The 22,450-nt window shown below is 63.3% G+C and carries 18 protein-coding genes and 1 pseudogene; 8 read left to right on the forward strand and 11 right to left on the reverse strand.

The window, feature by feature from the left end:
• Positions 1 to 94: 94 nt before the first annotated feature.
• Entirely contained in the window at positions 95 to 1,300 is a 1,206-nt protein-coding gene (locus ACETK3_RS20270) for an IS110 family transposase (RefSeq protein ID WP_236799539.1), read from the reverse strand.
• A 468-nt stretch (positions 1,301 to 1,768) separates the two neighbouring features.
• On the opposite strand from ACETK3_RS20270, the gene ACETK3_RS20275 reads away from it, so the two are divergent.
• The gene (locus tag ACETK3_RS20275; RefSeq protein WP_373993490.1) at positions 1,769 to 2,041 is read left to right on the forward strand and encodes a hypothetical protein; all 273 of its coding nucleotides are present in this window, start codon (positions 1,769 to 1,771) and stop codon (positions 2,039 to 2,041) included.
• Between the two features lie 194 nt (positions 2,042 to 2,235).
• On the opposite strand, the gene ACETK3_RS20280 is transcribed toward ACETK3_RS20275, so the two are convergent.
• From ACETK3_RS20280 to ACETK3_RS20310, 7 genes and pseudogenes are all read right to left on the reverse strand, one after another.
• Positions 2,236 to 4,797, reverse strand: a complete 2,562-nt coding sequence (locus ACETK3_RS20280) for a DEAD/DEAH box helicase (protein ID WP_373993491.1) — start codon at positions 4,795 to 4,797, stop codon at positions 2,236 to 2,238.
• Positions 4,797 to 6,908: a site-specific DNA-methyltransferase gene (locus ACETK3_RS20285; protein ID WP_373993492.1), complete on the reverse strand. Its 2,112-nt coding sequence runs from the start codon at positions 6,906 to 6,908 to the stop codon at positions 4,797 to 4,799. The genes ACETK3_RS20280 and ACETK3_RS20285 overlap by 1 nt, the downstream gene beginning before the upstream one ends.
• 157 nt (positions 6,909 to 7,065) lie before the next feature.
• A complete protein-coding gene (locus ACETK3_RS20290; RefSeq protein ID WP_373993493.1) occupies positions 7,066 to 7,386 on the reverse strand; it encodes a hypothetical protein in 321 nt (106 codons plus the stop codon).
• A 224-nt stretch (positions 7,387 to 7,610) separates the two neighbouring features.
• On the reverse strand, positions 7,611 to 7,898 hold the full coding sequence (locus tag ACETK3_RS20295) for a hypothetical protein (protein ID WP_373993494.1): 288 nt from the start codon (positions 7,896 to 7,898) through the stop codon (positions 7,611 to 7,613).
• Positions 7,895 to 8,131: a hypothetical protein gene (locus ACETK3_RS20300; RefSeq protein WP_373993495.1), complete on the reverse strand. Its 237-nt coding sequence runs from the start codon at positions 8,129 to 8,131 to the stop codon at positions 7,895 to 7,897. Before ACETK3_RS20300 ends, ACETK3_RS20295 begins: the two co-directional genes overlap by 4 nt.
• Entirely contained in the window at positions 8,128 to 8,322 is a 195-nt protein-coding gene (locus ACETK3_RS20305) for a helix-turn-helix domain-containing protein (RefSeq protein WP_373993496.1), read from the reverse strand. Before ACETK3_RS20305 ends, ACETK3_RS20300 begins: the two co-directional genes overlap by 4 nt.
• Before the next feature lie 72 nt (positions 8,323 to 8,394).
• Positions 8,395 to 8,559, reverse strand: a pseudogene (locus tag ACETK3_RS20310) (IS256 family transposase); the annotation flags it as partial.
• A gap of 521 nt (positions 8,560 to 9,080) precedes the next feature.
• Between ACETK3_RS20310 and ACETK3_RS20315 the strand changes: the two are divergent.
• A complete protein-coding gene (locus ACETK3_RS20315; protein WP_237430600.1) occupies positions 9,081 to 9,227 on the forward strand; it encodes a hypothetical protein in 147 nt (48 codons plus the stop codon).
• Positions 9,228 to 9,229: 2 nt separating this feature from the next.
• Positions 9,230 to 9,658, forward strand: coding sequence for a hypothetical protein (locus ACETK3_RS20320; protein ID WP_236803056.1), 429 nt, complete (start codon positions 9,230 to 9,232; stop codon positions 9,656 to 9,658).
• A gap of 594 nt (positions 9,659 to 10,252) precedes the next feature.
• Here ACETK3_RS20320 and ACETK3_RS20325 read toward each other — a convergent pair.
• Complete coding sequence (locus ACETK3_RS20325) at positions 10,253 to 11,971, reverse strand: putative bifunctional diguanylate cyclase/phosphodiesterase (protein WP_373993497.1); 1,719 nt, start codon at positions 11,969 to 11,971, stop codon at positions 10,253 to 10,255.
• Between the two features lie 529 nt (positions 11,972 to 12,500).
• Between ACETK3_RS20325 and ACETK3_RS20330 the strand changes: the two genes are divergently transcribed.
• The 5 genes from ACETK3_RS20330 (at position 12,501) to ACETK3_RS20350 (ending at position 19,320) form a co-directional block, all read left to right on the forward strand.
• Positions 12,501 to 14,477 (forward strand): amino acid transporter, encoded by a 1,977-nt coding sequence (locus tag ACETK3_RS20330; protein WP_373993498.1) that lies wholly within the window; start codon positions 12,501 to 12,503, stop codon positions 14,475 to 14,477.
• Between the two features lie 571 nt (positions 14,478 to 15,048).
• Positions 15,049 to 15,999, forward strand: coding sequence for a carbohydrate ABC transporter permease (locus ACETK3_RS20335; RefSeq protein ID WP_373993499.1), 951 nt, complete (start codon positions 15,049 to 15,051; stop codon positions 15,997 to 15,999).
• Positions 15,996 to 16,922 carry a carbohydrate ABC transporter permease gene (locus ACETK3_RS20340; RefSeq protein ID WP_373993500.1) on the forward strand — a complete coding sequence of 309 codons (927 nt, stop codon included), beginning with the start codon at positions 15,996 to 15,998 and terminating at the stop codon, positions 16,920 to 16,922. Before ACETK3_RS20335 ends, ACETK3_RS20340 begins: the two co-directional genes overlap by 4 nt.
• A gap of 88 nt (positions 16,923 to 17,010) precedes the next feature.
• Positions 17,011 to 18,357, forward strand: a complete 1,347-nt coding sequence (locus ACETK3_RS20345) for an ABC transporter substrate-binding protein (RefSeq protein WP_373993501.1) — start codon at positions 17,011 to 17,013, stop codon at positions 18,355 to 18,357.
• A 291-nt stretch (positions 18,358 to 18,648) separates the two neighbouring features.
• Positions 18,649 to 19,320, forward strand: coding sequence for a VIT family protein (locus ACETK3_RS20350; RefSeq protein ID WP_336885649.1), 672 nt, complete (start codon positions 18,649 to 18,651; stop codon positions 19,318 to 19,320).
• 156 nt (positions 19,321 to 19,476) lie between these two features.
• Here ACETK3_RS20350 and ACETK3_RS20355 read toward each other — a convergent pair whose 3' ends face one another.
• Together ACETK3_RS20355 and ACETK3_RS20360 are read right to left on the reverse strand one after the other, a co-directional pair.
• Positions 19,477 to 20,154: a DUF1345 domain-containing protein gene (locus ACETK3_RS20355; RefSeq protein WP_236803058.1), complete on the reverse strand. Its 678-nt coding sequence runs from the start codon at positions 20,152 to 20,154 to the stop codon at positions 19,477 to 19,479.
• A 148-nt stretch (positions 20,155 to 20,302) separates the two neighbouring features.
• On the reverse strand, positions 20,303 to 21,919 hold the full coding sequence (locus tag ACETK3_RS20360) for a multicopper oxidase family protein (protein WP_236803059.1): 1,617 nt from the start codon (positions 21,917 to 21,919) through the stop codon (positions 20,303 to 20,305).
• Positions 21,920 to 22,450: the final 531 nt, after the last annotated feature.

The raw sequence follows: 22,450 nt of genomic DNA on the forward strand, positions 1-22,450 counted from the left end.
CATGCTAAAAACTGCTCCACTCGACGTGCAAGGGGTCCTCCATTAAGGCATGACGGCGTGTGGATGCGGTCAAGTTCCGTCCTGCCCGCCGGCATTACGCAGCTATACGTGACGCTTGTGGCCTGACAGCGGCGTAGGTAGTGCCGTCGCGGAGCATGGCCCAAAGGACGTTGAGACGGCGGCGGGCCAGGGAGAGCATGGCCTGGATGTGGGTTTTGCCTTCGGTGCGTTTTCTGTCGTAGTAGGTTCGTGAGGCGGGGCAGCTTTTCAGGGCCGAGAGCCCGGAAAGGTAGAAGACCCGGAGCAGCCGGCGGTCGTAGCGTCTGGGCCGGTGGTGGTTGCCGCTGATCTTTCCGGAGTCCCGGGGCGCGGGGGCGAGTCCGACGACGCCGGCGAACCGGTCCGCAGTTTGGAAGACAGTGAGGTCGCCGCCGGTGGCGCCGAGGAATTCAGCGGCGAGGACGGGGCCGAAGCCGGGCATGCTCAGCAGCACCTGTGTGTGCCGGTGTTCGGTGACCTTCTCAGCGATCAGCGCATCCAGGTCGGCCAGTTCCTTGTCCAAGGTGATGATTTCCTGTGCCAAGGCGGCGACGATCGATTCCCCGAGGTGCTGGGCCGGGACGGTGGTGTGCTGGGACTTCGCTGCGTCCACGGCCGCCTGGGCCACCGCGGCGGAGGAACGGGTGCCGTGTTTCTTCAGCCAGGCGTGGATCCTGGCCTGACCGGTGCGGCGGATCCCGTCAGGGGTCCGGTGTTTGGTCAGCAGCAGCAACGCACCTTTAGAGCGGCTGTAGTCAAAGGCACGCTCAAGGGCGGGGAAGTATTCGAGCAGTTGGGCCTGCAGCCGGTTGATCGCCCGGACCCGGTCCGCGGATTTGTCAGCCCTCCGGGCGGTGAGGATCCGCAGGCCCGTGCTGATCTCATCCCCTGCACGCAGAGGCTGCAGATCTTTACGCACCCTGGCCTGGTCCGCGATCACTGCGGCGTCTTTCGCGTCCGTTTTGCCTTCGCCGCGGTAGAGCTTGGAGGCGTGGTGGACGACCCGGCCGGGGATGTAGAGGATGTTCTGGCCGTGGGCGACGAGGATGGCGATCAGCAGCGCGGGTCCGCCGTGGTTCAGGTCCGTTGCCCAAACGATTTCATCCCCGTCCCCGAGTCTGAGGACGTTGGACATGAGCTCGATCAATGCCGGTTCATCGTTGGGGATTTTTTGGGAGAGCAGACGGTTTCCGTCGGCGTCGATCACGACGCAGTGGTGATGGGCTTTGCCGGCGTCGATCCCGGCCCACAATTTCGCCAAAACAGCCTCCAGTCTGTCGGATGGTTGGAACCCAGCAGATAACCGCGCCGTCGTGTCCTTATCCGGCGATCATGTCGCGTCTCTCAATCAGCGGTCGGGTCATCGCGGGGTGGCGGGCGGCCAATCCTACGAAGCCGTCACGCGCGAGTCGTCCGGCCACAGCAACAAAGCCATACCCGCCTCCCCTGGGTAGCCACGACCCTACAACGGCCACGGAAAACTACCCGTCAACAACATAAGGACAGCCACAAAAAAGCGTCGAAGACGTCAGGTGATGACGGGCAGGAGCTCTGCGACGGACCGGCAGCACCCAACAGCCGGCCACGGAGCTTGCGGAGTGGACGCCCGAAGGGGTGCGAGCCCTGCGAGCATGCTTCTGCCCTAAAACTGTCAGACTTGGCTGTTAGAGTGGGCTTGTCCCGCCTGGTTCCCCCAATCTCAGGCGGGACATTCTTGTCAGAAGGAGAGATGACAGTGGGACTGCGAAACTTCCTGAGCAGGCGCCGGGTTCCGGCTGCAGAAGAGTTCCCGGCTGTCGTGGTGCCCGCGGCCGACGAACGAGAGCCGCTGTCCCCCGCGCAGTTGGCGGACCTGGAAGCGGCTTGGGCCGAGCTTCGGCAGGCGGCCGACGAGACGGGCATGACATCGTTCCATGCCTGCACACGGGACGGGAGCCGGTGGGAGGAAAACCCAAACTCCTTGCGGGCCATGGCGAACGCGATAAGAAGCACGCAGAACTAAAAGGCTGAGGGCCTAAGGATCAACCCGCCCAGGACGCAGGGCAGAGCTTTACAACCCGGAGCGAAGCGGAGCACGATCCTTGCAAGCACGGAGAGTTCCGTAACTGCAATGAGTAAATGCGCAATTACTCATCTGAGTAGAGTGCGGAGCGTGTCTATTCCGTCCGCCCCTCCCCGCAATTCGATTCCAACAGTTCAATACGCCACGGAAGACTCGCGGTATGCGAAGTCCGCGTCGATCGCATCCAGCACGCTCTTCCTCACGTGGGGCAGGGTGAAGTCGAGGACTCGCAGCTCGCCGTCGATCCGAGAAATCGATTCGATGCGATGGAAGTTCTCGCCGTACACCTCCGCAAATCGAGCCATCCCCCGCAGCTTCGGTAATGCATCAGGTAGCCACGAACCGTGCGGATCGACGATGTTGACTCTCACGCCGTCACCACTCTTGACGAAAAACAGGAAGTCAGGCCGAAGAGTCCGCCAAGCGCCGTGTATGTCCTGGTATGCGATGCTCATTGAGTCGCGGCCGCCTGTAGGGTTGCGATACCAGGCGAGCATGTCGCCACGTTGGATCTCGGTGTCGAGCACCTGGACCTCGTCCGGGTTGAGTTTCCCGATCGGGAACATGCCATCTTCGTCTGAGAGCAGATGGAGTGGCCGCTGGTCGAGCATCTGGATGGCGTCGCCGACCGCTCGGCGAGTCTCCTCCTGGCGGTTCTTCGGCAGCGCCATCGAGATCATTTGCGGATCGGTGCTCATGGCTGTGATCTCCGCGTACAGGCTTTGACGAGACTCAGGCAGCGTCTTGACCGCCACTCGATGCCTGCTCAGCCACTCCGACGAGAGCGAGTCCGCCGCAGCATCGAGTGCCGGCCGTGTCTGAGGCAGCGTTGCGAGCCCGGCCACACGCACATGTGCGTCACGGAGTACGTCCTCGTCATCAGCATCTGCCGCGAGATGATCGACGTAGGTGCGCGCGATGTCAGGCGTCACCGTACGCGAGCCATGCCGGTACGCTTCCTGAATGGCTCGGTCGTCGGCGACCTCTGTCCACGCTTCGTCTGCTCGCAAACCGTAGCGCGCGTGACCGCGCACACTGCCGCCAACCACCGTCAGCACATCCGCCTCGGCCTTTCCGAGCTCCTCAGGATACTGCGCGGCGAGACCGTTGAGAACTCCATGGAGGCGCCGATGCGCAACCTGGCCGGCCTCTGGCACCAAGCCGTCCGCTGCAAGCGCGTGTGCAAGAGAGGTCAGGCGTTTGATCGGACTGGCGTGTTTGCGCGGCAAAGTCTCAGCGGGAAGTTCGGTGAACAGCGTCCACACTGAGTCTGACACCCGGTCGTTGGGCGTCATGAGCTGCGGATCGATCAACACACGTTGGCCCGTGCCGCCACCTGTTTCGGAGAGGTCATTGCCCATGATCTGTTCAAGCACGCGGCTGGCGGTAGCCTTGTTGAAGCGAGGCAGGATGCACTCGACACTGTTCAGGAGGTCGTCACCTTCAACTCTGCGCGCCAGCGGGGTGCGGATCATGCGGCCCAAAAGCTGGGTTATGTGCGTCTCGTCCTCAGCCGGACGGAACGACACCATGACCTCTGCGCGCGGACAGTCCCAGCCGGTGCTGATTGCGTCCTTCGCGAGCAGCACGCGAATGTAGGTCGCGTCCTGCACCCGCTCGGGCGAAATGTACGGAACGCTATGAGCACCGAACGTCTGTGCGGTGTGGTCTCCGAAGACGTGCGCGAAAGCGTCGGGACCGATTTCGGGCCATTCATTCCGGATGACATCGATGGCTGAGGCCACCTCCGCCGGCGACGGCTTGTTTGGCACTTGCAGGACCAGTAAGGGCGCGATTGGATCGTGATCGTTCTGTGCAGCCGCATACTCCGCCCAAGCCAACGACAGTTCCTTCACCTTGCGGACGCCCCGGCGCAGGAGAACAGTGTTGAAGTCTCCGGTCTCCGCGGGAAAGTCAAGAACAATGTCGTCTTTGAGAAGGCCGGACTCCTGGATACGGACAGGATCCACAGTGACGGTCCGGAGGTGGACCCGATTGTCCTGCACCTCCGCAGCGCTCATCGCGTCCTCAAACCGCTTCACAGTCGCGGAGATGCCCCAAACGATCGGAACAGGAGGGCCATAGCCGTTTCCGTTGATCAGACGCTTCACGATTGTGGGCGTGTCCGACGACGCACGCCGCCCCATACCGCGGTGCGCCTCATCGAGCACCATGTACAACGTGGTGCTTTCATCCTCGATGGTGTTCCGCAGGGTGTCCCAGAACGTGAACGGCACGGTATCCGGGTTCGACTCCATACCGGGCAGAACTCCATCTCGGTCGTGACCCCGAACCAGCAAGCTGTTCCGCGACAGCTTCGAGGTATTGAGGAAGTACACATGACCAGGCTGGAGCTTGCGATATCGGAACGGGTGCTCCACCGTGATAAGGCGATTGCGGAGGCGGTCAGACGCCTGTTCCAAGCGGTGCCGCGTCTGCTGATTAAGTGAAGGATCGTCGCTGAACCACAGGACGACTGCCCCCGGATCAGCCACCGTCTCAAAGTCTCCGCTACCCCAGAAGAGGGCTTCGATGACTCCCGCTGCCATGACCGTCTTGCCTGCACCAGTGGTAGCTGTGAGCGCCACCGACGTCACCCTCTTGCGTGCGCCGTGGTAGAATTCGCGTGCGTCAGCAAGCTCCGTCAGCGTGTCACCAACGGCGTCTGCTTGATAGTCCTTGAGCGTGAAGCGCATCAGAAGTCACCGTTGCTTTCGCAGTTCCGGAGGTAGTCCTCGTATAGACGAACGGTCTCAACACCAGGGATTTCGTTCGCCATCTGCTGATAACGACCCTCGTCGTCGGTGACGATGTAAGCGAGCCGCAGGTCATCCTGAGCCTGAAGTGCAGCGATGAACTCTGCTGCCGAGTCCAGATCCTTGATGATGCCGTAGCTGTCAGCGACCGCCCAACCGTCTTTGATCACGTCTATACGGCGCCCCCTGGCGCCGGCGCGAAGCCACAGCATCGGCGCGATGGCGGCAAAAGCCCGGTCCGTGCTGACAAGCCACGGAGACTCATAGGTCAGTGTGAAGAATGCGGCGTTCTCCTCGAAGCCGTCGCCCATCGGAAACTCATCGACGAACTTGTAGTCGCCCTTGATCGGATCACCTTCCGGCGTGAGGCCTGTGATCGCTGCCCTGATTCGAGGTTTGGTGATGTAGTCACAGATGCCATGTTGTTCCCACTGTGCATCGCCGGGGCGCAGCTTGTGCTTACGTAGCCGCGTCTGTTCTTCAGCTGACACCTCGTTGTTCGTCACCGAGATGCATTGACGCCGACCGTTGTCTTGTCGGTTCAGCCGCATGACCGCATGTGCAGTGGTCCCTGAGCCAGCGAAAAAGTCGAGGACAACAGCCTCAGGCTTGTTGGCAACGTAGAAACGGAGTGCGTCCTCGACCGCGTACAGCGATTTGGGGAACGGGAACTTGCGTTCCGGCAACAGGTTACGCAGCAGTCGACTTCCAAAGTCGGCCGCGGAATGGGAGGCGAGAGCCCATTGGGTAGTCGGAACACGGCTGGTTGCAGTTGCAGCGGCTCCCTCCACCTCAACGTGGCCGGAGACAGACCTACTGACCTCACCGAACACGCCGGCCCGGACTTTTGTTTGTTCACCTGCTTTGAGGTAGGAGATCGCAGCCGAAGTGCCGTTGAACTTCCCAATGCGCATAAACCCCGCTGCGTGGAGTGATCGGGCGGTATCAGGCCCAACTTGCCATCTGCCTTCGCTGCCGTCCTCACGAATCGGCCAAACGGCCACGGTTCCCTCTGGCGAACGATAGTCGGAGCGTTGTGACGACAAGGGCAAGACTTCACCCACACCAGTGAGTGCCCCTGACACTGCATCGAGCAGTACCGGATAAAACATCCCAGGTCGGTCGCGTCGCAACGCACCAGTTCCGGAGCGGATCATACTCACCCACCGCAGGTTCATCGTGGTCGTCCTCTTCGCACCATCCCACTCGGGTGCCAACGCGAGAGGGACAGGCGCTGCCTCACCGAACGACACGAAGAAGGCGTATTCGTCACTTCGACGGAAGGCTGCGTCCCTCTTTGCCCCGGGAGGACTGATTGCAATACTCACCATCTGAATACGAGCATCATCGAATACCTGCTCCAACAGAAGCCCAAGCCGAAGGTACTCCTTCTCGTCGATCGTCACGATGAGAACAGAGTCCTCCGGCTTGAGGAGGCGCTTTGCCAGCTTGAGCCGCCGCTCCATGAACGCCAGCCACTTCGAGTGTCGGTACAGATCATCGCCCTCGACGTAGTCATTGTTGTACTTCCAGTCACGGGCGCCGGTGTTATAGGGCGGGTCAATATAAATAGCGTCGACGGCGCGCTCGTGGGTGAAGGTCAGCTGTTCCAAAACGTGGAAGTTCTCGCCATTGATAACCGTGTGGAAAGGCTTGTCCCCGCCGCGCTCCACAGTGCCGTCCGGGCGGAGCCCGGGATAGATCCAATCGCGGAACTCAGCGACCAGGATAAGGTCATCGACCTGTACCGTGCAGGCCTCGCCATCAGAACTGTCCAGAACCGAGATCTCAGCGGCGTCACCGATGACCTTGTTGACCCGGTAGAGCCGCTGGTCACCACGAGCGGTTGATCCACGGGGTGACAGAATCCGGACCTTACTTCCCTTGCGGATCTTGTGGCCTGCGAGCTCTACGGCTTCGGGTGAGTGCCTCTCGAAATTGAGCCCGAATGGCAGGCGCTTCTGCAACGGCTGAATCTCGTCTTCCAAATCCTTGCCAAGCTGCGGGTCAAGCTGCTTGGCAGCGCGCAGAAGGTCCGTAAGCCTCGACATTCCCATCCTTACTTCCACATGATTTGAGTTCGTGCCCTACGCAGACCGCGCAGCACGAACTCAACCCCAACCCTACCCGCGCGGATCAGCTGGGCCGGTCATCGCCGGCGGCCATTACCGTACACGGCGATTGGAAGCTGAAAAGCGAGGATCCCCTCTAGAGCTTGTCGATCCAGGTGTCTTCTTCTCGGTTATCCCACGCCGATCCGGTGCTTGTTGATTTGGGACGACGCAGGCCCTCGATGCGCTGAAGAATCCGCCGGGCATCGACGGCCTTCAGCTCGCGAAGGCTCGCTACTTCCCGCACGACGACTGATTCGATCAAGGCCTTGCGGTCGTCCTGGTTAACCACCCCAGCCTTTTCAAACGCATCACGAATCGCTTGTATTTGCTCCGTCTTGATCGGAAGCGGATCAAGGACGTTGGGAGCCGGCGTAGGCTCGTGGATCTCAAAGAGGGAGGAAGCTTCGTCGTACACAGGCATCGATCATACTGCCACCGCGAAACACTAGCCGTGCTTTGGGCCAGCAGCAGCGGACTGGAGAGCGGGGCCGTTAGCCCCTTGCCGAAAGTGACCGGGGCGCCACGCTTGATGCGTGGTTAACGGAAGAAGGCTACCCCCTGTGGCTCGCAGTGCCCTGTCCAACACACCACTCGGGGAGCAGCGTCGTCACCAGCCCTAACAAGACATTGTGGTCCCGGTCAGTCGATTCGCTTCTGGAAGGAAACCATGACCAGTGCGGACGCGATGTAACGCATGACCTGGACGTTCTCATGGCCAATAATCCCAGCGGACCGCCGTTCCACGGCAGGAACCGGTGTAACTGTGTGTGAGGCAGGTTCGGCGCTCCACAGCTGGTCCCCCGCCTCCTGGAACACTGTCACGAGATCCTTGAGGTTCTTGTCGAGTCGCTGGGCAAGCTGCCTCACGGATTCCTCAACGGTGGGTTGCGGCTCACTCACCACATACACGGTTTCGATACGGCTCATCGGTTCTTCTTTCTCATAAGTCGTGGGCGCCTGATCCCGAACAGACTCCCCAGGTAGAGCAGCACTGCCCAGCTCACGACGCCAAGGCCAAGCAAAAACGCGGCCTCGCCCAGGAACGATGCGTTTCCCTGGGCTACCGCCTTGCCGAATGCCTGGGCGGCCAGGATGAGGTAGATCCCGGCGCAGACCCACGCTGAAAGCGCCAGGCTGAACCCGATCACAAATCTCTTCATGAGGAACTGCCCTCGAACTTAGCCAGGGCACGGGATACGGACATACGGCCGACGCCTAGAGTCTTGGCGATCTGCTGAATGTTCTTGTTTTCCTCCCGCAGCAGCAAAGCTGCTTCGATCCGTTCCGGGGTCATCACGGTTGGCCGGCCGCCAACGCGGCCCTGGGATCTGGCATGGGCCAACCCTGCCATGGTGTTTTCACGGATTGTGTCGATGCGCAGCTGGGGTCTGTCAATTATTCGGTGTAACTGGGGTTGTCTTCTCTAGCTCCTGCCGGCGGACAGGCGGCCGTCAAAGGTGATCTCGGAGGCGTTGAGAGTGGCCTTCCAGCGGTTGCTCCAGCGTTTCCGGCCCTTGCCGGTGGGGTCCAGGCTCATGATAGCCAGGTAGACGCACTTCAACGCGGACTGCTCGGTCGGGAAGTGGCCGCTGCACGATGACTGTCCTAAGTGCCAATGGTGTTGCCCGTTTTTCAGGACAGGCTCAGGATCCCGGCGGCGAGCTCAGGGGCCTTGCCTCGTGATTCTCCTCGCAGGGCTGAAACCACTGTCCGTAGCAATACCGCGACAGGCTATGCGCCGAGGCACCCGGTGCGGCACCGGCAAGTGGGGCTGACTCCCGAATTTCTTGAGGCCGCGAGTCAGCCCCCGGACGGAACCCCGATGAAGGCTGAATGGACCCTCTCCAGCAAGGTGAAACACCGCCACTTCAAATACTCCGCTACCAGTCCAGCCCAGACAAGATGACAAGGGAATCGTGGGCAGGTTCTTTCTGCCCGGACTGTCCTGCCGCCGCCGACGGTGGCTGGACACGCCAGGAGCCACGGCGTAGGTTTTTGGTGGCAGGCATCACGTATCTATCCTCCTTTCGGCTTGGTGCATAGCTGGCGGGAGATCCCGCTATAGCAGGATGGCGGGCTGGAATGCACGCAGCTAAAAGGGAGCCGAGCATGGCCGCCTCGCATGTCAACCAGGGCGGTGGCCGGGCCATCACCGCCTGGACCGGCCTGCCAGATACCGCATTCAGCGCGGCAATGCGCCTGGGTTGTGTCGACGGGGCGGATTGCAGCCTGTCCAGCTACGCGGCGGGAGCGTAAAAATGTCCTTCGATCCCGGCGCCGCCAGTATCCGCCCGCACACTGATCGCCCCGGCAGTACTTTGCTCCTGTGCGGCCATTGCGGTTCTGACACGGAGCTGAGGCTGCAGTCGATTAAAGCCCTCGATCCGCCCTCGGACGATTTCGTGGAAGCAGGGTATGTCTGCACCGCGTGCGATCTCCACTACCTGCGACGAGCCGACGTTGCCGCCGTAGGGGCAGTCCTCAGCCGGGCCCCGGGCGAGGATGACGTCCTGATATTCGACGGAGAGTACGTCCACTGCGGCCGGCCGATGCATACGCTCGATTCAGAGGCCGGCTGCCTCAACGCCGTCTACACGGACCGCGACCCGCAGAACGCCAACGACGTCTGCCTTACCACCCGCATATTGCGCTGCAGCTGCGGCTTCCAGATACAACTGCCTGAATAGTGGCACCGCCTCTGGCAACGCCGAAAGCAACAGCCCTGGGTCGGTACCCCGGGCGGTCATGTGGCCCCGCGGCGCCGGCGGAACGTTCTTCCTCGACGTCCCCCGCGCGGGACGTCGTCGAGGCCGGCCTGCGGGTCGCCTGGTGAATATGGCAGGTTGGTTCCGGTTCGAAGAACTCGGCCTGCACTCGCGCACCGCTCCGATGGCAGCCACACCAAGCGGCCGCGCCCGAACGGTGCGGACCGATTAAATGCGGTCGATGACGTTGGGTTTCTTACCGGTGGGCACCGACGCGCCCGGGGGCCTCTGCCGCGTCGTTGCGCTCCTCGACCGCAGCTCTGGGGCGGCTGGGGCGTTCGGAACGGTGTGTAGGGGTTTCACGCCGCGTTCGAGCGCGCCCGAATCCTCGTTCAGGGCAGGCCGGAATGCACCAATCGGATGATCCAGGTCTGAGCAGGGCGGCGGCCAGACGTTGATGAGAACTTGGGGGTAGGCCGTTGAGTCCGTCGTGGCCGAGGAGTGCAGGTCCCGGGGATTTTCGTTCTCATTTTCGCGCTTTGCGGGCGGGAAGTTCTGCGCGAGGGGGGTTTGTGCTCACATATCAGCCGGTGTTCTTTTCCTCAGGACGGGTTCGAGCTCTGCGGCGGGCAGTGGCCGCGAGATGAGATAGCCCTGAGCGGTGTCGCAACCGAGCCCTCTCAGAACCGCTAGTTGGGATTCGCGTTCAACGCCCTCGGCGGTTGTTCGCAGGCCGAGGATTTTCGCCGGGCCGATGACGCTGGCTACCAGGATCGCGGAGGTGCGGTCCGTATCGATCGCATCGATGAAGGCCTTATCCAGCTTCAACCCGGTGAGGGGAAGTTCCCGCAGCAGCGCCAAAGACGAATAGGCTGTGCCGTAATCGTCGAGGGCAACGCCGGTGCCCGCGTGGATCAGGGCGCGCAGCTGTGACGCAGCGGACGGTAGATCCACGATGGCGGCACTCTCGGTGATTTCGATGTTCAGCAGGGATGCCGGCACATGATGGCGCAGCAGCGCCGCCTGGATATCGGGGACCAAGCTTCCCGTTGCTAACTGCAGAGGCGAAATATTTACGGAGATGGCCCGGGGGGTGCCGGCGTCCATCCACTTCCGGGCCTGGATGCAGGCCTCGTCGATGACCCACCGGCCGATGGCATGGATTTCACCGGTGAATTCGGCAATGTGGATGAAGTCCTCCGGCGAGACCATGCCCAGTTCCGGGTCTTCCCAGCGCAGTAACGCTTCCACGGCAAGACATGAACCGGTAAGAATGTCCATGAGGGGCTGGTAGTGGAGGCTGAAGCCTGCGTTGCCGAGGGCCAGTGGCAAGCGGCGGCGGATGAGGGCTTGACGGGAGAAACGGGTTGGCCGGGAGGGGTCGATCCGGCCTAGCCGGCGTTTACCTTCGTGTTTTGCCTGCAACATCGCTTCGTCCGCGTGGCGGAGCAAGTATTCGAGACGGGTCCCGGGGTCCTGCCTATCGTCCTCGACGTCGTCGGCCATGGCCAGGCCCAAGGTGGCGGAGAGCCGGAAGCTGTGACCGTCATGGTCGAATGGCTCATCCAGGGACTCCAGGATCCGGTGCGCCGCGGTCCGGGCCGTGGCCTCATCGACGTCCGTCAGTATTACGGCGAATTCGTCCCCTCCGAGCCGGGCGACCGTGTCTGCCGGGCGCGTGCAGGCCTGTAGCCTGGCCGTAAAAGCGGTGAGCACGGCATCGCCGGACCGATGCCCAAAGGTGTCGTTGATGACCTTAAAGTCATCGAGGTCTATGTAGAGGATCGCCGCGCGGGACGAACCCTCGCCGGCCAGGAGCGCCGGCCCTGACTCTTCCAGCCCGCGCCTGTTGGCCAGACCGGTGAGCGGGTCGTGGAGAGCGGCATGCCGGAAGACGTCGGAAAGTCCCTCGAAAACCTCCGATACCGGGACGATGCGGGGAGCCGCCGCGGTGACGAGCATATCCTGGTATCTGCTCTCCTCGGGCCTGCCCAGCACCGCGGCGGCGGCGGTCTGAAGATTCATCGACGGAGGCAGCCTGAAGGTCCTGTGTGGTACCAACGCTTCTACGCTCACACGCGCATTCAGCGCCCGCCCGTAACCCAGCCGTCCCGTCATCCGGTGATCAAGCTGGTCCCGGGTCAACAAGGAATGATGCCCGCCGACGTCGATAACGACACCCCGAAGCCCGCGATCGGCCCTGAACAACACTTCAATTTCCGCCAAGGATGTATCGCCTGGCACGACAATGGCCTCGAACCCGAGATCGCCCAGCACAGGTGTGGAGCGCTTCATAGCGCGCAAGGAACAACGGGATTGGCGGACACGAGTTCTTATTATCAGCTACAAGTGAACGGAAGTCAGTACCCCCGGCAAAGAATCGGGAAAATCGTTGACAGGGGGAGGGCCCGCCGCTCCACGTGGGCAAAACTGCAGCCAGCGGCAGCGTCGTGCGGGCATGGCCCCACCGTCTCACAGTCGATTCGGGCCATCCAGTTCCGTAGCGGATGCCGGCACGGAAACAGCGTCTGACATTTATGAGATCGGGTCCGGGTTTGGCGGCCTCACTGATGGCCTGGTCCTGCTCAATTGAGGAGCGGTGAACGGCGCCCAGGTGTCTGCAGCCGGGGATGTGCACCATAAATTCGCGTTGTACGGCTTCTGGTCCGCAACCGGTAGCGGCATCAGCCAGTTGGCAGATGGTCAGGATCCGGGCCCCGCGTCAAGGATGTGTCAAGATGAACGCTTTTGGAGGTTCCCGCTTTTTACGGGTGTTAGTTTCGGATGTGATTGCGGTGCGTTTGTGCCGCATGGAAAGGAATTGATGACCGCGTTGAGCAGGCCGCCGGCTGACCCGTCGGCGCCGCGTCCCCGGGGACGGCAGGCGCTGAAGAGCTGGCTGTTGTTCGGCCTCCAGGACAGCAAGGGAACCCACCAGGGTCCGGGCGGTGTGAGCGACGCGCACGTGAAAAAGCATTCGTGGTGGCAGGTGATGTGCCTGACAGGTGTGGATTATTTCTCCACCCTGGGTTACCAGCCCGCCATCGCGGCCCTGGCAGCCGGTGCGATCTCCCCGCTGGCCACACTGGTGCTGGTCGTCGTGACCCTCCTGGGCGCTTTGCCCGTCTACCGGCGTGTAGCTGGCGAAAGCCACCGGGGTGAGGGCTCCATTGCCATGCTGGAACGCCTGCTGCCGAAATGGGGCGGCAAGCTCCTTGTCCTTGTCCTGCTCGGGTTCGCTGCAACGGACTTCATGATCACCATGACCCTCTCGGCTGCCGACGCGACGGCACACGTCATCCAGAACCCGTTGGTTTCCGGTTCGCTGCAAGGGCAAAACGTCCCGATCACGCTGGCCCTGCTGGCCCTGCTGGCAGCGGTGTTCCTCCGGGGGTTCCGGGAAGCCATCAACGTGGCCGTCGTCCTGGTCGCACTCTACCTGGCCCTGAACGTGGTCGTGGTAGTCACCTCTCTGTTCCAGGTGTTCACCCATCCCCTCGCCGTGGGCGACTGGTGGCAGGCCCTGTCAACCTCGCACGGCAACCCGCTTTTGGCTGTCGCTTTCGCCCTGCTTGTCTTTCCCAAACTTGCACTGGGTCTGTCCGGCTTTGAGACGGGCGTGGCCGTGATGCCCCAGATCCGTGGCAACGCCGAGGACACTGAAGATAACCCGGCCGGCCGTATTCAGGGAACACGGCGGCTGTTGACCACTGCCGCCGTGATCATGAGCACTTTCCTGATCACTTCCAGCTTCACCACTGTGGTCCTGATCCCGGCGCAGGAATTCCAGCCCGGCGGGCAGGCCAACGGCCGTGCCCTTGCTTTCCTGGCCCACGAATATCTGGGCGTTGGCTTCGGCAGCGTCTATGACATCAGCACCATAGCGATCCTGTGGTTCGCCGGCGCGTCAGCCATGGCGGGTTTGCTGAACCTCGTTCCCCGGTACCTTCCCCGCTACGGCATGGCCCCGGGCTGGGCCAGGGCCGTCCGCCCACTGGTTCTGGTGTTCACGCTGGTCGGGTTCCTGATCACCTGGCTTTTCGACGCCAGTGTGGACGCCCAAGGCGGTGCATACGCCACCGGAGTGCTCGTCCTGATGACCTCCGCCGCAGTCGCTGTAACCCTCTCCGCCCGCCGTAAGAAACAGCGTAAACGGACCGTCGGGTTCGGCATCATCGCCGTGGTGTTCATCTACACCACGATCGTCAATATCTTCGAACGCCCCGAGGGCATCCGTATCGCCGCCGTTTTCATCGCCGGAATCATCGTGATCTCCCTGCTCTCACGGATCCGGCGCTCTTTTGAACTCCACGCCACGCAGGTCTATTTGGACTACCAGGCCCTGGCATTCACGTCTGAGGTACTGGACGGGCCGCTGGCGATCATTTCCCACGAACCCCTCCGGCTCAGCGCCGAAGCCTACAGGGATAAGCTCACCTCTGCCATGGAAGTCAGCCATCTGCCCGTGGACCAGCAGGCACTGTTCCTGGAGGTCATCGTGGACGACTCCTCAGACTTTGAAACAGAGCTCGCCGTGCGCGGGGTGACCCGCCACGGATACAGGATCCTGGAAGTACACGGCCCGGTCGTGCCGAACACCATCGCCTCCGTACTCCTGCACATCCGCGACGTGACCGGGCTGATGCCGCACATCTACTTCCGCTGGACCGAAGGCAACCCCGTCATCAACCTCCTCAAATTCCTTTTCCTGGGCGAAGGCGAGATCGCCCCCGTCACCCGCGAAGTACTCCGCGAAGCCGAACCCGACGTCACCAAACGACCCTGGGTCCACGTCGGGTAACTGAAGCCGCTGCGAACACGACGGAGACGCTGCACGCACACCCCAGGGCTTGACAAGCCCTGGGGTTTCTTCGCCATGTTTGGGAAAGGGTTTTTGGGGCCGGTGTCAGCCTCCGTCCGGGGGGACCATGGAGCCCCTTCATCCCTTTTCCGAACGGGCCCTGGACGGCAGACTGGCATCGCCGGATAGTAAGGGCCCGTCAGATCATCGTATGGCCGCCCAACAGGATGGGAGCCTTGTTTCCATGCGGGGGGTGGCCAGGATCAGGCGTATAAGGACGTCCGGCGGGAATAGCCAGTGCGGGCAGCGTTCCTACATGACCCACAGTCGGACGCTGCGGCTGGTCCCGGTCAGGATGCGCTATCCGGGCGGAGAGTGGCCGGGCGGATGGACAATTTCCCGGGGCGCCGGCCTGGGGCTGGGCCGTTGAGGGCCCAGTTCATGAACAACTCGAGAACCGGGCATGAATTCATTCTAAGGAAGGCCGCTTGAGGGTCGTGATCGGGTTCCGGGGTGCCCTGGCCGTGGTTTAGTGGTCGGGGGGATTTTCAGACCTCAGTGAAAGACGAGAATGACCCGAGAATTGACTGACCGCCCCCGCGCCGTCGTCGAGGCCGCACCGGCTCCGGCGCCGCGTTCCCGGTGGTCCGCCCGGGCCCGCCGGGACTTCATGGTTTTCCTGGCGCTGGCCCTGCCGAACCTGGCGTTGATCGCGGTGTTCACCTACCTCCCGCTCATCAACAACATCTATTACTCCACGCTGGACTGGACGCTGGGCTCCGCCTCCGCCACGGTGGTCGGCTTCGACAACTACATCAACTTCTTCACCAGCGCCGATGCGCCCAAGGTGCTGGGGACCACGGCCGTCTTTACCCTCATCACGGTGGGCGGGTCCATGGTCCTGGGACTGCTGGTGGCCCTGGCGCTGAACTCCAAGGTCCGCGGCACCACCTTCGCCCGGTCCGCTGTCTTCGCCCCCTACGTGCTCAGCGGTGTCGGCGTCGGGCTGGTCTGGCTGTTCATCTTCGACCCCGGCTACGGCGTGCTGTCCTGGCTGCTCCGCGGGATCGGCCAGCAGAGCCCGCAATGGATCAATGACCCCCAGCTCTCCTTGGTCATGGTGATCATCGTCTACGTCTGGAAGAACCTCGGCTATTGCGCCGTCGTCTACCTTGCCGGCCTGCAGTCACTGCCGCAGGACGTGATGGAGGCAGCCTCGCTGGACGGCGCCAACGGGTTCCGCCGCTTTATCAGCATGTCCGTCCCGCTGCTGTCCCCCACCACGTTCTTCCTGCTCATCACCACCATGCTGAGCTCCCTGCAGGCGTTCGACCTGATCCGGATCATGACCCCGTTGGGCAACGGTACCTCCACCCTGATCTATGAGGCCTACCTGCAGGCCTTCGGTGCCTTCAACCGCGCCGGCTACTCGGCGTCCATCTCCGTGGTCCTCTTCGCGATCCTCCTGATCATTACCGTGCTGCAGGTGCGGTTCGTAGAACGGAAGGTGCACTACTCGTGAGCACTCTCTCCCCCGTCAACCCGGATCCGGCCGCCAACGCCGGGCCGGCCGCCGGTCCCGAGGCTCCGCTGCAGCGCCAGCGGCCTTTTTCCCGCGCCAACCTGGTCCAGACCATCGCCGGTGGCTACGTCCCGCTCATCCTTGCCACCCTCGTGGTGGTCCTTCCGCTGCTCTGGATGGTGCTGAGTTCCTTCAAGCAGCCCGGCGAGATCGTCACGATGGACCTGAAGATCCTGCCGGAAAGCGTGAACCTGGACAACTACCACGTCGCGATGACCACGGTGCCGTTCGCCCGGTTCTTCATGAACAGCCTGATCGTCACCACCGTGGGCGCCACCGTGAAGGTCATCCTGGCCATCCTCACGGCCTACGCCCTGGTCTTTGTCCGCTTCCCGTTCAAGAACGCCATTTTCATTCTTATCCTGGTCGCGCTGATGGTGCCGCCGCAGGTGTCCATCCTGCCCAACTACATCCTGATTGCGGGCATGGGCGGGAAGAACACCCTGTGGGGGATCATCCTTCCGGGGCTGGGCACCGCGTTCGGCACGTTCCTGCTGCGCCAGCACTTCATGACGCTCCCCGGCTCCATCCTGGAGGCGGCCGAGATCGACGGCGCGGGGCACTGGCGGCGGCTCTGGCAGGTCGTGGTCCCGGTCTCCGGCCCCTCCATTGCAACGGTCGCCCTGGTCACTGTGGTGAGCGAATGGAATGACTACATCTGGCCGCTGATCATCACCGACCGGCCGGAAACCATGACCCTGCCGGTGGGCCTGACCCTGCTGCAGAACTCGGAAGGCAACGGCTCCGGCTGGGGCATCCTGATGGCCGGCGCCGTGCTGGTGATCGTTCCGATCCTGCTGGTCTTCGCTGCACTGCAGCGCTACATCGTGGCCGGCCTCACCCAGGGCAGCGTCACCGGATAAAGCGAGCCTCACCCCAGCCAAACATCACCACACCGAGTCAACACCCTGGGTCATTACCCGATTCGGGGCCCTTTTGAGAGGATCCACCATGGCAATAAATCTTGACCGCCGACACTTCCTTGGCTTTACCGGCGCCGCAGCCGGCGCGGCCGCACTGGCCGCCTGCGGCGGCCCGACCACGGCAGGCACGGGGGCCGCGACCACCGCGGCCGACATTGATTTCTCCGGCGTGAAGCCCGCCTCGTCCATCGATTTCTGGTCCAACCACCCGGGCAAGTCCCAGGACGTGGAAAGGGCCATCATTGAGAAGTTCCAGGCGAAGTACCCGGAGATCAAGGTCAACCTGGTCACTGCCGGGGCGAACTACGAGGATATTGCGCAGAAGTTTCAGACCTCCCAGGCTGCCAAGTCCGCCCTGCCCGGCCTCGTGGTGCTCTCCGATGTCTGGTGGTTCCGGTACTTCACCAACGGCAACATCATCGCCCTCGACGGCCTGATCAAGCAGCTGGACATCAAGGTGGACGACTTCCAGAAGTCGCTCGTCGCGGACTACAAGTACGCCGACAAGCAGTGGGCCCTCCCCTACGGCCGCTCCACCCCGCTGTTCTACTACAACAAGGACCACTTCAAGGCCGCCGGCCTCCCGGACCGGGCGCCGAAGACCTGGCAGGAGTTCGGCGAGTGGGCGCCGAAGCTCAAGGCCAGCTCCGGGGCGCAGTACGCCTACATCTACCCGGCGCTGGCCGGCTACGCCGGCTGGACCCTGCAGAACAACCTGTGGGGCTGGGGCGGCAGCTGGTCCAACGAGTGGACCATCAACTGTGATTCCCCCGAGTCGGTGGCGGCTCTCCAGTGGGCGCAGGATTCGATCTACAAGGACAAATGGGCGGGCGTGTCCTCCAAGGAAGCTGCCGACGATTTCGCCGCGGGCCTGACCTCCTCCACGATCTCCTCCACCGGTTCCCTGCTGGGGGTGTTGAAGTCCGCCAAGTTTAATGTCGGCGTCGGGTTCCTGCCGGGCGGCCCCAAGACCGAAAGCCCGGTCTGCCCCACCGGCGGGGCGGGCCTTGGTATCCCCAGCGGTGTCAGCAAGGAAGTCCAGCTGGCATCTGCGATGTTCCTGAAGTTCATGACCGAACCCGAGAACACCGCCGCGTTCTCCGCCGCCACCGGCTACATGCCGGTCCGCAAGTCCGCGGACATGACCGCCGTCCTGGCCAAGACACCACAGATCAAGACGGCCATGGACCAGCTCGCTGTCACCCGCGTCCAGGACAACGCGCGCGTGTTCCTGCCGGGCGCCGACCAGGAAATGGCCAAGGCCGCCGCGGCGATCTTCACCCAGCAGGGCGACGTCAAGGCCACCATGACGGCACTCAAAAGCACCCTGGAAGGGATCTACACCAAGGACGTGAAACCCAAGCTCAAAGCCTGACCGGCGTATCCCGTTACCGGCATGCGGACAAATGGACTGATTGCTTCACGGCGGCTGCCGGCCGGCTGGACCTCGATCATCGCGGGTCCAGCCGCTCCGGAGGAACGGGACAGATCTTCGAGTACGTACCCGGGCCGGACCTTCGGTGGCTGCTAGTGTGATGTCCTGGCACCGGCCCGCGCTCCGGCCGCAGGGCGAGTGGTGCATCCGTGCTGCGCTCTCCTTGGAATGACGTTGAAAGTGAGAAATCCCATGCCTGTTCATGCCTTTCCGGAACCGCATGCCTCCGGGATGTCCGGGCGCTTGAACGCCCTGCGGGCTGCCGTGCTGGGGGCCAACGACGGGATTTTGTCGATGGCCGGTCTGGTGATCGGTGTTGCCGGTGCGACGACCCTTGTGCAGCCGGTCTTCATCGCGGCGATGGCGGGGTTGACCGCGGGTGCCGTTTCCATGGCGCTGGGTGAGTACGTGTCGGTGAGCAGCCAGCGGGACAGCGAACGGGACCTTATTGTCAAAGAGCGGCGTGAGCTGGCCGAGGACCCTGAAGGGGAGCTGCAGGAACTGGCCGGGCTCTACGAGGAGCAGGGCCTCAGCAGCGCCACCGCGGCCATGGTCGCCCGGGAGCTGACAGCAGCGGATCCGCTGAAGGCACACCTGCGGATGGAGCTCGGCGTCGACGAGGAAGAGCTGACCAACCCCTGGCACGCGGCAGGTTCATCGGCGGCGGCGTTCCTGCTGGGCGGTGCGCTTCCGGTAGCCGCGATCCTGCTCTCCCCGGTGTCGGTGCGGGTCTGGATCACCTACGTGATCGTGCTCGCGGCCCTGGCCCTCACCGGTGCCTTGGGGGCAAGGATAGGCGGAGGGTCCATCCGCAGAGCCGCGACCCGGGTACTGATCGGCGGAGCGGTGGGTCTGATGATCACTTACGGCATCGGGTTGCTCTTCGGTGCGACCGTGCTTTAACCGGCCGCCCTCAGCACAGCCATCCATCTGCTCCACCCGGCCGCCGCCGGCGGAAAATTCTACTTTCCTTTCCCACAGGCGCACGGGAACTCTCTGCCCCGTCCGGGCCGGCGCCTCACAGGCAGGGTTCCTGAACACTGGCAGAGCCAGGGCCTTTTAGTGGATGAGGCCGGAGACGAGGTTGATGGTGGTGGCCAGGACGATGGCCCCGAGGAGGTAGGACAGCAGTGCCTGGCGCAGGACCGTGGAGCGGATCGCATCGGTTTTCAGGTTGGTGTCGGAGACCTGGAAGGTCATCCCGACGGTGAATGCCAGGTAGGCGAAGTCCCGGTAGTGGGGCGCGCTTTCTTCGTTGAAATCGATCCCGTTCTTGTCCCGGTAGTAGATGGAGGCGTAGCGGAGCGTGAAGAGGGTGTGCACGAGGAACCAGGACAGGGCCACACTTCCGAGTGCCAGGGCGATTACCGAGGCTTTGCTGCCGCCTTGCAAGGTGGCGGCATCGAGCAGGATCAGCGCGACTCCGGTGAAGCTTCCCATGGTCGCGGCCAGGACCAGTACGTCTGAAATGCCGCGCCCTGGGTCTTCCCGTTTGGCATGGGCGGCCGTACCTGCCGGGTCCAGACGCCCGATAACAACCCACACCCAGACCAGGTACGTCGCGGACGCCGCAGCCCAACCGGCCGCGGGCGCGTAGTCCGGCGGCCCGCTAACCGCGACGAGGAACGCGGCCGCGGCACCGGTGACCGTCATGGCCGTGACCCGGAGCCAGGAACGGTGGAAAACGGAGGCGAACCCTTCACGGGCCCCGACGACTGTGTTACCGGCAGTGTTCATAGGACCATCGTCGCAGGTCGGCACCCGGCACTGCCTCTGGCAGATCCCGATAGCGGCCGGGTGCGGGCCGCATTTTGCGCTGCGCCGGGCCTGCGCGCACCCCGGGCCCTGAAGGCAGAGACGCGGGGTACGCGGGCCACCGGGTCGACTATTTGATGTAGGAGAAGACCCCCATCATGCCGCGCTCGGCGTGGTAGGCGTTGTGGCAGTGGGTAAGCCATTGACCGGGGTTATCGGCATCGAATTCGACGCTCACTGTTTGTTTCGGGCGCACGATGACGGTGTCTTTGCGCGCCCCGCCACCGGCGAGCTGGAACGTGTGGCCGTGCAAGTGCATGGGGTGCCACATGGTGGTGTCATTGATGAAGTCCACCCGGACCCGTTCATTGACCTTGAGATCGAACGCCCCCTCGTAGGGATTGTTCATGTCGAAGCGGCGGTTGTTGATGCCCCAGTCGTACTTTGCCATGCCGCCGGTCAGGTGCACTTCATGGACCCGGTCCGCCGGTTTCGCCGGGAGGAGGACGGAGGCGTCTGCCTTGAGCATGCCGCCGTCAACGACCGTGCCACCCAAAGTTGAAGGGAAGGCGGTTGCCGGCGGCGGTGTACCCGTGCCCGTGCTGATCAGGCCGTAGGCCATCCCGGGTTTACCTTCGGGCAGCGCCAGAACAGGGGTGAAACCCTCCTGCACGTTCAGGATCGCGTCGATCCGTTCCCCCATGCCCAGGACAACGGCGTCAACGTCCCGGTGCGCGGCCGGGAACCCGTCCGTGTGCGTCAACGTAATTTTCTGCCCGGGCACACCGACACGGTAAGCGGTGTCAGCGGCCGCGTTGATGATCCGCAACCGGACCCGGCTGCCCGGTTTGCTGGGAAACGTTTCAGGCCCGGCCGCGGCCTTGCCGTTGAAAAGATGGTACGGGTAGGAAACGTCGCCCGCGTCACCGCCGAGGAAGTCGCTGCGCGCCCCCATCAACATGTATTTCATGCCCGGCATCGGCGGCATCGTGGACCCTGACCCGCCCATGTCCATGCCGGGCATCGAGGACGCTGACCCGCCGCCCATGTCCATGCCGGGCATTGAATGGGCCGGTGCCGGGGTGTTCATGGACCCCATGCCCATGGAGAGTTCCTTCAGGACATCGTCGGGGGTGCCGGTGACCCCGTCCATCCAGTCATCAAGGATGATCACCCATTCCTGGTCATAGGCCAGGGTTTCCTTGGGATCGGCGATAATGAGGGCCCCGTAGAGCCCGCGTTCGCGCTGCATTTCCACGTGCGAGTGGTACCAGTACGTTCCCGGGTGGGGAAGAACGAAGTTGTAGTCGTACGCGGCGCCGGGGGCGATGGCCTGTTGTGTCAGCCCCGGGACCCCGTCCTGGTCGTTGCGCAGGGCCAGCCCGTGCCAGTGCACGGAGGTCCCCTGGCTGAGCTGGTTCATCAGCGGCACCGTGAGTTTATCCCCTGCGGTGGCCCGGATCACCGGCCCGTTCAGGGTGCCCCCATAGCCCCAGGTCCGGACAGGTTGTCCGGCGATAACGACGTCGGCTTCACCGGCGCTGAGCCGGGTTGTGATGGTCTTGCCCGTGAAGGCGCGGCGCGCTTCGAAGTCCGCGATCATCGGGTCCCCCGGCATGATCCTGGTCACCGCGGAAGGCCCGGCGGTCGGGTTGGACGTGCAGGCAGCGAGGGCCGCCATGGCAGCGGCCGCGATCCCGGTACCGAGCACAGTACGGCGGGAGGGAAGAGGGTAGGCGTTTTTCATTTTTGCGTGTCCTTGGTCTGTATCCGCGCAACGCGGAGAAATCTCAAAAAAAGGGGGTAACTCTAAGTACTCCAGGGGCGGGAGGAGCCGCTGCGGCCAACCGGCAAACAGGCACCGCCGGCCCGGGCCCGGGGCACGCCCGCAGCAGCGCCCGGCGGAGGCCAGGAGAAGGCCGGGCGGAGCCGCACGCACCCGGGATGGACCGGGCAGCTTTTGGTCGTCTCTGTCCCAGGGGTGCGGAGGCAGCCGGGACGAACACGGCCAGGGCCCTGCAACGATGAAGGCAGTCGCTAGCGGCGTACGCGGTGGGGGCGGACCGGGACCGGTTTACGTGCGGCTGATAGAGAGTTCTGTCAGGGACGGTGCGGCCCGTCCGCGGGCTGCCGGCTTCAGACAGGGAAGAGCAGGAGCGCCCACAAGGGCCGCCCTGCCGGCATCCGGAGCGAGGGCGGGCAGTACAGGCTGAGGGACTGCAGCGCTGGCTTGCGGGCCACATGACCATTCATGTACTGTCATCGTGCACGGCGCCGG

It is taken from the genome of Arthrobacter sp. E44 (genome assembly GCF_041877125.1).
GTDB lineage: Bacteria > Actinomycetota > Actinomycetes > Actinomycetales > Micrococcaceae > Arthrobacter.

Excerpts from the sequence above, each read along its gene's own strand:
- ACETK3_RS20275 (WP_373993490.1), top strand. The coding sequence starts at position 1,769 with ATGACAGTGGGACTGCGAAACTTCCTGAGCAGGCGCCGGGTTCCGGCT.
- ACETK3_RS20280 (WP_373993491.1), bottom strand. The coding sequence starts at position 4,797 with ATGCGCTTCACGCTCAAGGACTATCAAGCAGACGCCGTTGGTGACACG.
- ACETK3_RS20285 (WP_373993492.1), bottom strand. The coding sequence starts at position 6,908 with ATGTCGAGGCTTACGGACCTTCTGCGCGCTGCCAAGCAGCTTGACCCG.
- ACETK3_RS20295 (WP_373993494.1), bottom strand. The coding sequence starts at position 7,898 with ATGAGCCGTATCGAAACCGTGTATGTGGTGAGTGAGCCGCAACCCACC.
- ACETK3_RS20300 (WP_373993495.1), bottom strand. The coding sequence starts at position 8,131 with ATGAAGAGATTTGTGATCGGGTTCAGCCTGGCGCTTTCAGCGTGGGTC.
- ACETK3_RS20305 (WP_373993496.1), bottom strand. The coding sequence starts at position 8,322 with ATGGCAGGGTTGGCCCATGCCAGATCCCAGGGCCGCGTTGGCGGCCGG.
- ACETK3_RS20315 (WP_237430600.1), top strand. The coding sequence starts at position 9,081 with ATGGCCGCCTCGCATGTCAACCAGGGCGGTGGCCGGGCCATCACCGCC.
- ACETK3_RS20320 (WP_236803056.1), top strand. The coding sequence starts at position 9,230 with ATGTCCTTCGATCCCGGCGCCGCCAGTATCCGCCCGCACACTGATCGC.
- ACETK3_RS20325 (WP_373993497.1), bottom strand. The coding sequence starts at position 11,971 with ATGAAGCGCTCCACACCTGTGCTGGGCGATCTCGGGTTCGAGGCCATT.
- ACETK3_RS20330 (WP_373993498.1), top strand. The coding sequence starts at position 12,501 with ATGACCGCGTTGAGCAGGCCGCCGGCTGACCCGTCGGCGCCGCGTCCC.
- ACETK3_RS20335 (WP_373993499.1), top strand. The coding sequence starts at position 15,049 with ATGACCCGAGAATTGACTGACCGCCCCCGCGCCGTCGTCGAGGCCGCA.
- ACETK3_RS20345 (WP_373993501.1), top strand. The coding sequence starts at position 17,011 with ATGGCAATAAATCTTGACCGCCGACACTTCCTTGGCTTTACCGGCGCC.
- ACETK3_RS20350 (WP_336885649.1), top strand. The coding sequence starts at position 18,649 with ATGTCCGGGCGCTTGAACGCCCTGCGGGCTGCCGTGCTGGGGGCCAAC.
- ACETK3_RS20355 (WP_236803058.1), bottom strand. The coding sequence starts at position 20,154 with ATGAACACTGCCGGTAACACAGTCGTCGGGGCCCGTGAAGGGTTCGCC.
- ACETK3_RS20360 (WP_236803059.1), bottom strand. The coding sequence starts at position 21,919 with ATGAAAAACGCCTACCCTCTTCCCTCCCGCCGTACTGTGCTCGGTACC.